Source organism: Actinacidiphila oryziradicis, from assembly GCF_005047355.1.
GTDB lineage: Bacteria > Actinomycetota > Actinomycetes > Streptomycetales > Streptomycetaceae > Actinacidiphila > Actinacidiphila oryziradicis.
Window position 1 is genome coordinate 269,977 of sequence record NZ_SUMC01000001.1, and the last position, 13,661, is coordinate 283,637.

10 protein-coding genes and 2 pseudogenes are annotated in these 13,661 nt (G+C 69.7%); 7 read left to right on the forward strand and 5 right to left on the reverse strand.

From position 1 onward, the window contains the following. Nucleotides 1-36: 36 nt before the first annotated feature. Entirely contained in the window at nt 37-2,286 is a 2,250-nt protein-coding gene (gene recD2, locus FCI23_RS01285; RefSeq protein ID WP_136721526.1) for an SF1B family DNA helicase RecD2, read from the reverse strand. Between the two features lie 196 nt (nt 2,287-2,482). On the opposite strand from recD2, the gene FCI23_RS01290 reads away from it, so the two are divergent. From FCI23_RS01290 to FCI23_RS01315, 7 genes and pseudogenes are all read left to right on the forward strand, one after another. Further along, a complete protein-coding gene (locus FCI23_RS01290; RefSeq protein WP_136721527.1) occupies nt 2,483-3,499 on the forward strand; it encodes a LacI family DNA-binding transcriptional regulator in 1,017 nt (338 codons plus the stop codon). 29 nt (nt 3,500-3,528) lie between these two features. Beyond that, a complete protein-coding gene (locus tag FCI23_RS01295) occupies nt 3,529-5,019 on the forward strand; it encodes a sugar ABC transporter ATP-binding protein (RefSeq protein WP_136721713.1) in 1,491 nt (496 codons plus the stop codon). Continuing rightward, nucleotides 5,009-5,995 (forward strand): annotated as a pseudogene (locus FCI23_RS63530) (ABC transporter permease); the annotation flags it as partial. The gene FCI23_RS01295 and the pseudogene FCI23_RS63530, both read left to right, overlap by 11 nt. A 130-nt stretch (nt 5,996-6,125) precedes the next feature. Next, nucleotides 6,126-6,992: pseudogene (locus tag FCI23_RS63535) on the forward strand (substrate-binding domain-containing protein); the annotation flags it as partial. Nucleotides 6,993-7,037: 45 nt separating this feature from the next. Next, nucleotides 7,038-7,943 (forward strand): ribokinase, encoded by a 906-nt coding sequence (gene rbsK, locus FCI23_RS01305; protein WP_136721528.1) that lies wholly within the window; start codon nt 7,038-7,040, stop codon nt 7,941-7,943. Further along, nucleotides 7,940-8,332 carry a D-ribose pyranase gene (gene rbsD, locus FCI23_RS01310; protein WP_136721529.1) on the forward strand — a complete coding sequence of 131 codons (393 nt, stop codon included), beginning with the start codon at nt 7,940-7,942 and terminating at the stop codon, nt 8,330-8,332. The genes rbsK and rbsD overlap by 4 nt, the downstream gene beginning before the upstream one ends. A gap of 104 nt (nt 8,333-8,436) precedes the next feature. Next, nucleotides 8,437-8,814, forward strand: coding sequence for a DUF937 domain-containing protein (locus tag FCI23_RS01315; RefSeq protein ID WP_136721530.1), 378 nt, complete (start codon nt 8,437-8,439; stop codon nt 8,812-8,814). Between the two features lie 265 nt (nt 8,815-9,079). Here FCI23_RS01315 and FCI23_RS01320 read toward each other — a convergent pair whose 3' ends face one another. The 4 genes from FCI23_RS01320 to FCI23_RS01335 form a co-directional block, all read right to left on the reverse strand. After that, nucleotides 9,080-9,934, reverse strand: a complete 855-nt coding sequence (locus FCI23_RS01320; RefSeq protein WP_246143201.1) for a sugar phosphate isomerase/epimerase family protein — start codon at nt 9,932-9,934, stop codon at nt 9,080-9,082. After that, entirely contained in the window at nt 9,931-11,091 is a 1,161-nt protein-coding gene (locus tag FCI23_RS01325) for a dihydrodipicolinate synthase family protein (protein ID WP_246143202.1), read from the reverse strand. Before FCI23_RS01325 ends, FCI23_RS01320 begins: the two co-directional genes overlap by 4 nt. Beyond that, a complete protein-coding gene (locus tag FCI23_RS01330) occupies nt 11,088-12,245 on the reverse strand; it encodes a Gfo/Idh/MocA family protein (protein ID WP_136721531.1) in 1,158 nt (385 codons plus the stop codon). Before FCI23_RS01330 ends, FCI23_RS01325 begins: the two co-directional genes overlap by 4 nt. A gap of 555 nt (nt 12,246-12,800) precedes the next feature. Further along, nucleotides 12,801-13,616, reverse strand: a complete 816-nt coding sequence (locus FCI23_RS01335; protein WP_136721716.1) for a cupin domain-containing protein — start codon at nt 13,614-13,616, stop codon at nt 12,801-12,803. Between the last annotated feature and the right edge of the window lie 45 nt (nt 13,617-13,661).

The window sequence follows — 13,661 nt, forward strand, 5'->3', positions numbered from 1 at the left end:
GGGTCGGCCATGGAGCCGAAAGCTGGCACCCAGTGCCTATCTTGCATGTCCGGACAACCGGTGGTCGAGGGCCGTGAAGCGGCGTCCCGCTGAAACCGTACGGACCGCCTGGCCCAGCGCACGACGCGAGCCGACCAGTACAACGAGCTTCTTCGCCCTGGTCACAGCGGTGTAGAGCAGATTTCGCTGCAACATCATCCAGGCCCCGGTAGTGACCGGGATCACCACGGCCGGGTACTCGCTGCCCTGGGAGCGGTGGATCGTCACCGCATAGGCGTGGGCCAGCTCGTCGAGTTCATCGAAGTCATACGGAATCTCCTCGTCCTCGTCGGTCAGCACGGTGAGCCGCTGCTCCACGGTGTCGAGCGAGGTGACGACGCCGACCGTCCCGTTGAAGACGCCGTTCGCACCCTTTTCGTAGTTGTTGCGTATCTGCGTCACTTTGTCACCGACTCGGAAGGTGCGGCCCCCGAAGCGCCGCTCGGGGAGGTCCGGGCGGGCAGGGGTGACGGCCTGTTGGAGCAGCCCGTTCAGCACGCCGGCCCCGGCCGGGCCGCGGTGCATGGGCGCGAGGACCTGGATGTCCCGGCGGGGGTCCAGGCCGAACTTCTGCGGGATGCGGCGGGCGACCACATCGACGGTGAGCCGCCCGGCCTCTTCGGTGTCCTCCTCGGCGAAGAGGAAGAAGTCGGGGAGGCCCTGGGTGATCGGGGCGAGTCCGGTATTGATCCGGTGCGCGTTGGTGACCACGCCGGACTGCTGGGCCTGCCGGAAGATCCGCGTCAGCCGCACCGCCGGCACCGGACTGCCCTCGGCCAGCAGGTCCCGCAGCACCTCCCCCGCTCCCACGCTCGGCAGCTGGTCCACATCCCCGACGAACAGCAGGTGCGCGCCGGGCGGCACCGCCTTCACCAGCTTGTTCGCCAGCAGCAAATCCAGCATCGACGCCTCGTCCACCACGACGAGATCGGCGTCCAGCGGCCGGTCCCGGTCGTACGCCGCGTCCCCGCCCGGCTTCAGCTCCAGCAGCCGGTGCACGGTGGACGCCTCGGCTCCGGTCAGCTCCGCCAGCCGTTTCGCCGCCCGCCCGGTGGGTGCGGCCAGCACCACCTTCGCCTTTTTCGCCTGAGCAAGCGCTACCACCGACCGTACGGTGAACGATTTACCGCACCCCGGGCCGCCGGTCAGCACCGCCACCTTCTCCGTCAACGCGAGCCGGACCGCCTGCTGCTGCTCGGGCGCCAGATCGGCCCCCGTACGCCCCGCCAGCCAGGACAGGGCCGTGGGCCACTCCACGTCCTGAAAGGCGGCCATACGGTCCTCAGGGCCGCGCAACAGCCTCAGCAGAGAACCGGAGAGGGAGACCTCCGCCCGGTGGAAGGGCACCAGATAGACGGCCCGGATCGGCTCACCACCCTCCGGGTCGGGCACGGCCTCGCGGACCACGCCCTCCTCCTCGACCAGCTCCCCCAGGCAGTCGATCACCAGCCCGGCGTCGACCTGCAGGAGCTTCACCGCGTCCGAGAGCAGGCGCTCCTCCGGCAGGAAGCAGTTCCCGTTGTCCGTGGCCTGGGACAGCGCGTACTGCAGGCCGGCCTTGGCCCGTTCGGGACTGTCATGCGGTATGCCGACGGCCTGGGCGATCCGGTCGGCGGTGAGGAAGCCGATGCCCCACACATCGGCGGCCAGCCGGTAGGGCTGGTTCTTCACCACGGAGATCGAGGAGTCCCCGTACTTCTTGTAGATCCGCACCGCGATGGAGGTGGATACCCCCACACCCTGCAGGAAGACCATCACCTCCTTGATGGCCTTCTGTTCCTCCCAGGCGGCGCCGATCAGCTTCGTCCGCTTCGGACCGAGGCCCGGCACTTCGACCAGCCGCTTCGGCTCCTGCTCGATCACATCCAGGGTGTCGGTGCCGAAGTGCTCCACGATCCGGTCGGCGATCCTCGGCCCGATCCCCTTGATCAGCCCGGATCCGAGATACCGCCGGATCCCCTGGATCGTGGCGGGCAACACGGTGGTGTAGTTCTCGACGGTGAACTGCTTGCCGTACTGCGAGTGGGATCCCCAGCGGCCCTCCATCCGCAGGGATTCGCCCGGCTGGGCGCCGAGCAGCGACCCGACGACCGTCAGCAGATCGCCGGCGCCCCGGCCGGTGTCGACCCGCCCGACCGTGTAGCCGTTGTCCTCGTTGGCATAGGTGATCCGCTCCAGGACACCCTCGACCACGGCCAGCGCGGCGCCTCCTCCCGGGAGACTCTCCCCGGACCCCCGAGCCCCCATGGCCAGGCCTCCCTCCGCGTCGCGACCAAGTGATCCGAAGGTACCGCGTGCCGCCGACAGCGGGAGCCGGGGCCTTTGAGCCTGTGGATAACCCGCCAACCCCACCCGAATATAACGATCGGATTGCGGGCTCTTGCAGCCTGGCCTGTAATCGTTTCCAATCGTCCTTGTAATCGATTCCACGAGGAGGTGGGCGATGACGAGCATCAAGGACGTGGCGTCCAGGGCCGGAGTGTCCGTCGCTACGGTCTCCCGTGTGCTGAACGACCACCCGTCGGTCCGCCAGGACACTCGCGACCGCGTGCTGGCCGCCGTAGCCGAACTCGGCTACCGGCCCAACGCCCTTGCCCGGTCGCTGCGCACCGACCAGACCAGAACGCTCGGGCTCGTCATCAGCGACGTCCTCAACCCGTTCTTCACCGAACTGGCCCGCTCCGTCGAGGACGAGGCCCGTGCCCTCGGCTACAGCGTCATCATCGGAAACGCCGACGAGCAGCCCGATCTGCAGGACCACCACGTACGGACCCTCCTGGACCGCCGCATAGACGGCCTGCTGGTCAGCCCGGCCGGTGGCGGCTCCCCGCTGATGCTGGAGGCGGCCCAGGCCGGTGTCCCCATGGTCTTCGTCGACCGGTGGATCCAGGGTGTCGACGTCCCCGTGGTCCGCACCGACGGCCGCGAGGCGGTCCGAGATCTGGTCGCCCACCTCTACCGGCTCGGCCACCGCCGGCTGGCCATCATCACCGGCCCGGCCGCCACCACCACCGGAAGCGAACGCGTGGAGGCCTTCCGCGACGCCATCCGGGAACACGGCCTCACCCTCCCCCCGGAGCACATCGGCCAGGGCGACTTCCAGGCGGACAGCGGACGCCGCGCCACCGCCCACTTCCTCGACATGCCGGATCCGCGGGACCGCCCGGACTCGATCTTCGCCGCCGACAACCTGATGGCGCTCGGTGCGATGGACGAGATCCGGGCCCGCGGCCTGAAGGTGCCCGACGACATCGCGCTGGCCGCGTTCGACGACATTCCCTGGTTCGTCCACACCGACCCGCCGATCACCGCCATCGCGCAGCCCACCGGAGAACTCGGGCGGGCCGCGGTCCGCGCGCTGATCGACCGCGTCGAGGGCCGGCCCGCGCCGTCCGTGACCGTCTCCGCCCGTCTAGTCGTACGCCGCTCCTGCGGCGAGTCAGAAGGGAAGCCCCGTTGAATACGCCGCGCGCTACCGAGCTGCTCCGTATGGAAGGGGTCCGCAAGACCTTCCCCGGCGTAGTGGCACTGGACGGCGTCGACTTCGACCTCCGTACCGGTGAGGTGCACGTCCTGCTGGGCGAGAACGGCGCCGGTAAGAGCACCCTGATCAAGATGCTCTCCGGTGCCTACCGCCCCGACGGGGGCCGGATCTTCGTCGACGACACCGAAGCCCGCATCCACAGCGCACAGGACGCCGAGCGGTTCGGCATCGCCACCATTTACCAGGAGTTCAACCTCGTCCCCGACCTCAGCGTCGCCGAGAACATCTTCCTGGGCCGCCAGCCGCGCCGCTACGGCTTCATCGACCGCAAGAAGATGCAGGCCGACGCCGTCGAGCTGCTGGCCCGGGTCGGGGTGGACATCGACCCGCGGGCCCAGGTGCGCGAGCTGGGCATCGCCCGGCTCCAGATGGTGGAGATAGCCAAGGCGCTCAGCCTCGACGCCCGCATTCTCATCATGGACGAGCCGACCGCCGTCCTCACCACCGGAGAGGTCGACAAGCTCTTCCGTATCGTCCGCAAGCTGCGCACCGACGGTGTGGGCATCGTCTTCATCACCCACCATCTTGAGGAGATCGCCGCCCTCGGCGACCGGGTGACCGTGCTCCGCGACGGCCGCAGTGTCCAGCAGGTCCCCGCCGACACGCCCGAGGACGAGCTTGTACGGCTCATGGTGGGGCGCAGCATCGAGCAGCAGTACCCGCGCGAACGCGGTTCCTCGAAGAAAGCAGCGGTCCCGCTGCTCAAGGTCAGCGGGCTCACCCGCAACGGCACCTTCCACGATGTCGGATTCGAGGTCCGGGCCGGCGAGGTCGTGGGCCTCGCCGGGCTGGTCGGCGCCGGCCGCACCGAGGTCGCACGCGCTGTCTTCGGCGCCGACCCGTACGACAACGGCACCGTCGAGGTGCTCGGCCGGACGCTGCCCCGGCACAATGTCAACGCCGCGATGGACGCCGGCATAGGCCTCGTACCGGAGGACCGCAAGGGCCAGGGCCTGGTGCTCGACGCCACCGTCCAGGAGAACCTCGGCCTGGTCACGCTGCGCGGTGCCACCCGCGCCGGCTTTGTGGACCGGGCCGGCCAGCGGCGCGCAGCCGACAAGATCTCCGGGCAGCTCAAGGTGCGCATGGCCGGGCTCGACCAGCAGGTGCGCACCCTGTCCGGCGGCAATCAGCAGAAGGTCGTCATCGGCAAGTGGCTGCTGGCCGACAGCAAGGTGCTGATCCTCGACGAACCGACCCGGGGCATCGATGTCGGTGCCAAGGTCGAGATCTATCAGCTCATCAACGAACTGACGGCCTCCGGGCACGCGGTCCTCATGATCTCCAGCGACCTCCCCGAGGTGCTGGGCATGAGCGACCGGATCCTGGTGATGGCCAAGGGCCGGATAGCCGGCGAACTTCCCGCACAAGAAGCGACGCAGGACGCCGTCATGGCGCTGGCAGTAAAGGATGTGGAGGGCTCCCGTGGCCACTGACACGCTCAAAAGCAGCACCGGCCCGGGCAAGGGCGGGGACGGCAACGCGGCGCATCTGCGCCGCATGCTGCTCAACAATGGTGCGCTCAGCGCCCTGGTAGTCCTGGTCGTGGCCCTGTCGCTGCTCTCCGGCGACTTCCTGACCACGCAGAACCTGCTCAATGTCGGCGTCCAGGCCGCGGTCACCGCGATCCTGGCGTTCGGCGTCACCTTCGTGATCGTCTCGGCGGGCATCGACCTGTCCGTCGGCTCGGTGGCCGCGCTCTCCGCGACCGTACTCGCCTGGACGGCGACGAACGAGGGCGTCCCGGTATGGATCGCCGTGCTGCTCTCCATAGCCACCGGCATAGCCTGCGGCCTGGTCAGCGGCGCGCTCATCTCCTTCGGGAAGCTGCCGCCGTTCATCGCCACTCTGGCGATGCTCTCGATCGGACGGGGCCTCTCCCTGGTAATCTCCCAGGGCAGCCCGATCGCCTTCCCGGACTCGATCTCCCACCTGGGCGACACCCTCGGCGGCTGGCTGCCGGTCCCGGTCCTCGTGATGATCGCGATGGGTGTCGTCACCGCCGTGATCCTGGGCCGTACGTACGTAGGCCGGACCATGTACGCCATCGGCGGCAACGAGGAGGCGGCCCGGCTCTCCGGTATCCGTGTCAAGCGCCAGAAGCTGATCATCTACGGGCTGTCCGGGCTGTTCGCCGCCGTCGCGGGCATCGTCCTCGCCTCCCGGCTGGCCTCCGCTCAGCCGCAGGCCGCCGACGGCTACGAACTCGACGCGATCGCCGCGGTCGTCATCGGCGGTGCCAGCCTCTCCGGCGGGGTCGGCAAGGCGTCCGGCACCTTCATCGGAGCGCTGATCCTCGCGGTGCTCCGCAACGGCCTCAACCTCCTGTCCGTGTCGTCCTTCTGGCAGCAGGTCGTCATCGGCGTGGTAATCGCACTGGCCGTGTTGCTCGATACCCTGCGCCGCCGCGCCTGATCTTCGTAATCTTGATCCGTTTCACACACGTCATGTTCACTTCACTTGCAAGGAAGCAGCAATGAGCCCGAAAAAGATCACTGTCACGGCGGCAGTCGTAGCCTCGCTGGCCCTCACCGCGACCGCGTGCAACTCCGGTTCGTCCAGCTCCTCCAGCACCAAGATCGGTCTGTCGATCTCCACTCTCAACAACCCCTTCTTCGTACAGCTGAAGGCCGGAGCCTCCGCGGAGGCGAAGAAGGAGGGTGTCGACCTCACAGTCACCGACGCCCAGAACGACGCCTCCCAGCAGGCGAACCTGGTCCAGAACTTCATCAGCCAGAACGTGAAGGCGATCATCCTCAACCCGGTGGACTCCGACGCCGCCGCGCCGTCGGTGAAGTCCGCCAACAAGGCCAAGATCCCGGTGGTCGCCGTCGACCGCACCGTGAACAAGGGCACCGTCGCCACCACCGTCGCCTCCGACAACATCGCGGGCGGCAAACTCGCCGCCAAGACGATCGCGGACCAGCTCGGCGGCAAGGGCTCCATCCTGGTCCTCCAGGGCACCGCGGGCACCTCGGCCGCCAACGAGCGCGAGCAGGGCTTCACAGAGGGTCTGCAGGCCTACCCGGGCATCAAGGTCGTCGCCTCCCAGCCCGCGGACTTCGACCGCACCAAGGGCCTGGACGTCACCACCAACCTGCTCCAGGCGCACTCCGGGATCACCGGCATCTTCGCCGCCAACGACGAGATGGCGCTCGGCGCGATCAAGGCGCTGGGCAGCAAGGCCGGCAAGTCGGTGAAGGTCGTCGGTTTCGACGGCACCCCGGACGGCCTGGCCGCGGTCAAGGCGGGCACGCTCTCCGCGAGCGTCGCGCAGCAGCCGTCGGAGCTCGGCAAGCTGGCCGTGCAGAACGCCGTCAAGGCGTCCAAGGGTGAAAAGGTCACGAACCCGGTCAAGGTGCCGGTGAAGGTGGTCACCTCGGCGAACGTCGCCAGCTTCTCGTCCTGACGTCCGGGGCCTCCCGGCCTCCGGCCTTCTGAAGGGAATTCACAGATGCACGGCTACGACCTGCTGGTCGTAGGGTCGGCCAACGCCGACCTGGTGATCCGCGTCGACCGCCGCCCCGCGGCCGGTGAGACAGTACTCGGCTCCGATGTGGCCACCCACCCGGGCGGCAAGGGCGCCAACCAGGCGGTCGCTGCCGCACGGCTCGGAGCAGATACGGTTCTGCTGGCCAGAGTCGGCGACGACGCCCACGGCAGACTGCTGGCCGACTCGCTCGGAGCGGCAGGCGTCGACACCACCGGCATCCTTGCCGGCGGGGCACCTACCGGGGTCGCACTGATCACGGTGGACCCCTCCGGCGACAACAGCATCGTGGTCTCCCCCGGCGCGAATGCCCGGCTCTCCGTCGAGGATGTGCGTGGCGCCGGGGAACTGCTGGCCGCCGCCCGTGTGGTGTCGCTCCAGCTGGAGATCCCGATCGACACAGTCACCGCGGCGGTGGGCGCCGCGACGGCCGCCGGTTCCCGGGTCGTCCTCAACCCCTCGCCGCCCGCGCCACTGCCCGCCGAAGTGCTCGCAGCCTGCGACCCGCTGGTCGTCAACGAGCACGAGGCGCGATTCCTGCTGGGCGCGGACGCCGGGGACACCCCGGAGGACTGGGCCAGCGCCCTGCTGGTCCAGGGGCCCCGCTCAGTGGTCGTCACCATGGGCGCGGCCGGGGCCCTCGTGGCCGACCCGAGCGGCGCTCTCCGGATCCCCAGCCCCTCCGTCGAGGCGGTCGACACCACCGGGGCCGGGGACGCCTTCACCGGGGCCCTGGCCTGGCGGCTGGGCACCGGCGACGATCTGGAGACGGCCGTACGGTTCGCGGTCCGGGTCGGCGCCGCCGCGGTCACCAAGGCCGGGGCCCAGGCGTCCTTCCCCACTCTGGAAGAGGTGACTGCGGCCATATGAAGAAGTCCGGAATCCTCAACCGCCACCTAGCCGGCGCGCTGGCCATGCTCGGCCACACCGACCTGGTCGTCATCTGCGACGCCGGCCTGCCGATACCGGCCGGCCCCATGGTGGTGGACCTGGCCTTCCGGGCCGGAGTGCCGTCCTTCGCCGAGGTCTTCCAGGGACTGCTCGACGAACTCGTGGTGGAGGGCGCCGTCGCCGCCAAGGAAATACGCGGCCACAACGCCGCGACGTCCGCGCTCCTGGACGGCTCCTTCCCCGACACCCTGGAACTGATCCCGCACGAGGACTTCAAGACCCGCACCCGCGACGCCAAGCTCGTCGTACGCACCGGCGAGGCGCAGCCTTACGCCAATGTCATCCTGCGCTGCGGCGTCCCGTTCTGACCTCCTGACCGGCTCACTCCGTACGAGCCCACTCCGGTGGGGCTTGACTCCGTACGGGCGCGGTCAGCAGGCCGAGCCACCGCTTCCCGCGTACCGTCCGGAACATGAGCGACCGACCGCTGAAGGACGAGGTGCTGGAGCAGCTGGGTGACGACCGGCTCCAGGAGATCGCCGGGCTGCTCGGCAGCGACGCCGACGACGTGCGGCGCTTTGTCGGGGATTCCGTCGCCTCGCTGACCGGAGTGCTGACCGATGAATCCATCACTCCGGGCGGCACCGCCGAGCTGTGCCAGGCCATGGAGCAGGCCACGGCCGGCCGGTCGGGCGACGGCCCCCTCATCGCGCTGCTCGGCAAGGCGGCCGGACCGGCAGCCCTCGCCGTGTCCGAAAAGAGCGGCCTTCCCGTCTCGGCGCTCACCGGAGCGCTCGACGCGATCATCCCGGTCGTCGCGTCCGTCCTCGCCGACCGCGCCCGTACTTAGAGCCCGGGCGAATCGATGGGGCGGCATACTGCGAAAGGGGTCCGGCCGAAGCCGGACCCCTTAGGCGTTCCCTCCCCTGCGGCACCCCGAGCCCCCCTCCGGGTACCGCATCCCCCCTTGCCAGGGCCTCCCAAGCCCCCTTGTCGGCCCTGACGCTGAGTACGACCCGCGACCCCTGGCGAAGGTTGCACGCCCGGCAGAAATTTCCTGGAGATTTTTTCAGAGCCCGCTCCGGGCCCGGTCAGAGACCGTTCCGGGGGCTCCTTCAGAGCACATGGCGGCGGTACCGGCCGGCGATCTCGGCTAGGACTTCGGCGCCGTCCCGCGCCCACAGGGACGGGTTGAAGATCTCCACCTCTATGGCACCGGAAAACCCCGTCGCGTCCACCTGCTCACGGAAACCACGAAGATCGATACAGCCGTCGCCGAGCTGGCCGCGCCCGAGCAGTACGCCCTCGGGGAGCGGTGTGATCCAGTCGGCGAGCTGGAAGGACGCGATTCGGCCTCCGGCGCCCGCGCGGGCGATGCCCGCGGCCACGGTGTCGTCCCACCAGATGTGGTAGGTGTCCACGACCACTCCGACCTGCTCGGCCGGGAAGCGCTCGGCGATGTCGAGTGCCTGGCCGATGGTGGAGACCACACACCGGTCCGAGGCGTACATCGGGTGCAGCGGCTCGATCGCCAGGCGTACGCCGCGCTCGCCCGCGTAAGGGGCGAGCTCGGCGATTGCGTCGGCGACGCGCTCGCGGGCGGCGGCGATGTCGCGGTCTCCGGCCGGGAGCCCGCCGGAGACCAGGACGAGGGTGTCGGTGCCCAAAGTGGCGGCCTCGTCGATGGCGGTGCGGTTGTCGGCCAGGGCGGCGGCACGCTCGGCGGGGTCGGAGGCGGTGAAGAAGCCGCCGCGGCAGAGGGATGTGACGGTGAGGCCCGCGTCACGCACCAGCTTGGCGGCGGCTTCCACGCCGTACTCCTGTGTCTGCGCGCGCCAGAGCCCGATGCCGGTGATGCCGAGGCCGGTGACGCCGTCGGCCAGCTCGGGGATGGAGAGCTGCCTGACCGTTTCCTGATTGATGCTGAGGCGGGCCAGGTTCAGGCTCGGATCCCGGTTGTCAGTGGTCAATGGGAGACTCCGTGGAGCGTGAGGAGCTGGCGGATCCGGGACTCGGCCAGCGCCGGGTCCGGGAAGAGGCCGATGCGGTCGGCGAGTTCGTAGGCGCGGGCCAGGTGCGGGAGGGAGCGGGCCGATTGCAGACCACCGAGCATCGTGAAGTGCGACTGGTGGCCGGCCAGCCAGGCCAGAAGGACGACGCCGGTCTTGTAGTACCGGGTCGGAGCGCCGAAGAGGTGCCGGGAGAGCTCGACGGTGGGGCCGAGAAGTGCCCGGAAGCCTTCGCTGTCGCCGGTGTCAAGGATGCGGACGGCCGCAGCGGCCAGGGGCGCGAGCGGGTCGAAGATGCCGAGCAGGGCGTGGCTGAAGCCCTGGTCGTCACCCGCGATCAGCTCGGGGTAGTTGAAGTCGTCGCCGGTATAGCAGCGCACTCCCCCGGGAAGACGGCGGCGGACATCGATCTCGCGCTGGGCGTCGAGAAGCGACATCTTGATGCCGTCGACCTTGTCGGGGTGGGCGGCGATCACCTGGAGGAAGATCTCGGTGGCCTCGTCGAGGTCTTCGCTGCCCCAGTAGCCGGTCAGAGCCGGATCGAACATCGGGCCCAGCCAATGCAGCACGACCGGCTCTGCGGCCTGGCGCAGCAGGTGGCCGTAGACCTCCAGATAGTCCTCGGGCCCCTTGGCGAGAGCGGCGAGCGCGCGGCTCGCCATGAGGATGGCCTGGGAGCCCGAGTCCTCGACGACGGCAAGCTGCTCCTCATAGGCGGCTCGCACCTCGTCGAGGGTCGCGGCGGGTGCGGTCAGCTGATCGGTGCCGACGCCGCAGGCGATCCGGCCACCGACCGCCTTGGCCTCGGCGGAGGAGCGCCGGATCAGTTCCGCCGCACCGGCCCAGTCCAGGCCCATGCCGCGCTGGGCGGTGTCCATCACCTCGGCGACGCCGAGGCCGTGGGACCACAGGTGGCGGCGGAAGGCGAGGGTCGCGTCCCAGTCGACGGCGGCGGGCTCGTCGGGTGCCGAACGAAAGGGGTCGGCGACCACATGGGCGGCCGAATAGACGATACGGCTGCGCAGTTCGCCGCCGGCGGCCGCGTGGGCCGTGGGGCTGGTGCGGGGCTCATAGGCGTACAGCGTGCCGTCGGCGGCGGGCAGGTGGATGATCGTCACAGGGTCAGCTCCGGGACGTCGTAGCGCCGGCCCTCGGCGGAGGACTTCAGGCCCAGCTCGGCGAGTTGCAAGCCACGGGCACCGGCCAGCAGGTCCCAGCTGTAGGGCTCATCAAGGAAAACGTGGCGCAGGAAGAGCTCCCACTGGGTCTTGAAGCCGTTCGTCAGACCGTCCTCGTTGTTGTCCGGGACCTCCTGCCACTGGTCGCGGAAGGACTCGGTGACCGGCAGGTCGGGGTTCCAGACCGGCTTGGGGGTCGCCGAGCGGTGCTGGACACGGCAGTTGCGCAGGCCCGCGACGGCTGAGCCGTGCGTACCGTCCACCTGGAACTCGACGAGTTCATCGCGGTTGACACGAACCGCCCAGGAGGAGTTGATCTGGGCGATGGCGCCGCCCTCGAGCTCGAAGATGCCGTACGCGGCGTCATCGGCGGTGGCGTCGTACGGCTTGTCCTGCTCGTCCCAGCGCTGCGGGATGTGGGTCGCGGCGAGCGCCTGGACGGTCTTCACCCGGCCGAACAGCCCGTTGAGGACGTACTCCCAGTGCGGGAACATGTCGACGACGATGCCGCCGCCGTCCTTGGAGCGGTAGTTCCAGGAGGGGCGCTGGGCCCTCTGCCAGTCGCCCTCGAAGACCCAGTAGCCGAACTCGCCGCGGATGGAGAGGATCCGGCCGAAGAAGCCGCCGTCGATCAGCCGCTTCAGCTTCAGCAGGCCGGGGAGGAAGATCTTGTCCTGCACCACGCCGTGCTTGATTCCTGCGGCGGTGGCGAGACGGGCCAGGCCGAGGGCGCCTTCCAAAGTCGTGGCGGTCGGCTTCTCGATGTAGATGTGCTTACCGGCGGCAATGGCCTTCTTGACGGACTCCTCGCGGGCGGAGGTCACCTGGGCGTCGAAGTAGATCTCGATGCTCGGGTCGGCGAGCACCGCGTCGAGGTCGGTGGACCAGTGCTCCAGGCCGTGCTGCTCGGCGATGGCTCTGAGCGCATGTTCGCGGCGGCCGACGAGGACCGGCTCCGGCCACAGCATGGTGCCGTCGCCGAGGTCGAGCCCGCCCTGCTCCTGGAACGCGAGGATCGAGCGGACGAGGTGCTGGTGGTAGCCCATGCGGCCGGTGACGCCGTTCATGGCGATCCGCACTGTCTTACGTGTCACGTGAGGGTTCCTCTCGGTCGACCGGCCACCGGCCGATAGCAAGCGCTTTCCCGCAGGCTACGGTAGCCGTAGTAGAAGAGTTTCGACAAGGGGTTGCTTACTGGAGGGAAAGCGCTTGCTAGACTTCCGCCAGCGGCCCAGGGATGACTCGAACGCGTGGGCGAGGGCAGCGGCGAGGACACCGAGGACGGCGGCGGGTGCGACCGGAGGAGAAGGTCCGTGTCCCGGCGGGCGTCATCCGCCCGAAGGAAGCGAAGCGACAAAGGACTTAGAGGCCGCGCGAATAGGTGGGGTGGAGGAAGGAGCGGGGCGAGGGGCAAGTCCGGCAAGGCGGAGGTGGGGGCACCTCCTGGGGGCACCTCCCGGCCGAAGGCTGGGGGCGAGGCGACGCGATGGGGGTGCCCCCTGCTCGAGCGGAGCCGAGAGCTTGGTGGGGGGCACCTCCCGGACGGAGTCTGGGGGAGAGTCGTCGACCGACACCGACGGCAACACTTCCAGGCGCCCCCGCCGACGGAGTCGGCTGATGTCACAGCTCGGCACGCGACGCCGCCCCACCTATTCGCGCGGCCTCTTACTCGTCCGGTAGCCGTACGGCAGAGTCGCTCCTTCCAGGGCGTACTCGTCGCGGCGACCGCACATGCCGTAGCCGTCGCGGAGGGAGGGGCCCGTCGTGGCGACCTGCGCCTCGGCGAGGTGCGCGGGGTCGGCTGCGGCCAGCGCCCGCAAGTGGTCGCCCGTGCGCTGGGCAGCGGCGAGGGCACCTGTGCGCCAGCGCTCCTGCCATGTCGCAGCTTTGTGCGCGACGAGCCGGGCAGCGGCCTGGTGGAAGGCCAGCAGGGGCTTGGGGTCACTTCGCCGCAGAGCCTCGCGCAGCACGAGATAGCCCTCGACAGCCAGATCACGGCGCCTCCGCGCGGCCCGCGCCAGCGCCTCGGGCCCGGTAGCGCCCGGGGTGGCGGGCGAGGGCAGAGTGGCGGCGCGGGCGTAGGCCGCCGGGTCCGCCAGTACGGACGGGGGGAAGGTGAAGACGGCGTCGCCCGCCTCCGGGAGCCCGGCGTTCTCCATCAGAACAGTGACGCTCAGGCCGTCGCCCTCCACCATGCGGTGCACGGTCCCCGGGGTGAACCAGACCAGGGCGCCCGGCTCCAACGGGGTCTCCCGGTAGCCGTTCGGGGTGAGGGTCTGGACTGCGCCGCGTCCCCCGGTGACGACGTAGGCCTCCGTACAGGCCAGGTGCATGTGCGGACTGCCGCCGCAGACGCCGTCCGCGGCCTCCCAGTCGTACGGCCGCAGGTTCGACAGCCCGATCGCGCCGGGCAGTGGAGGCACCGGCCCCTGGCCGGTCGGCGGCGGGGACGCGTCCGGGGACATATTCAGGGACGCGGTCCTGTGCGGTTCGTGAGTCATTCCGGCCTC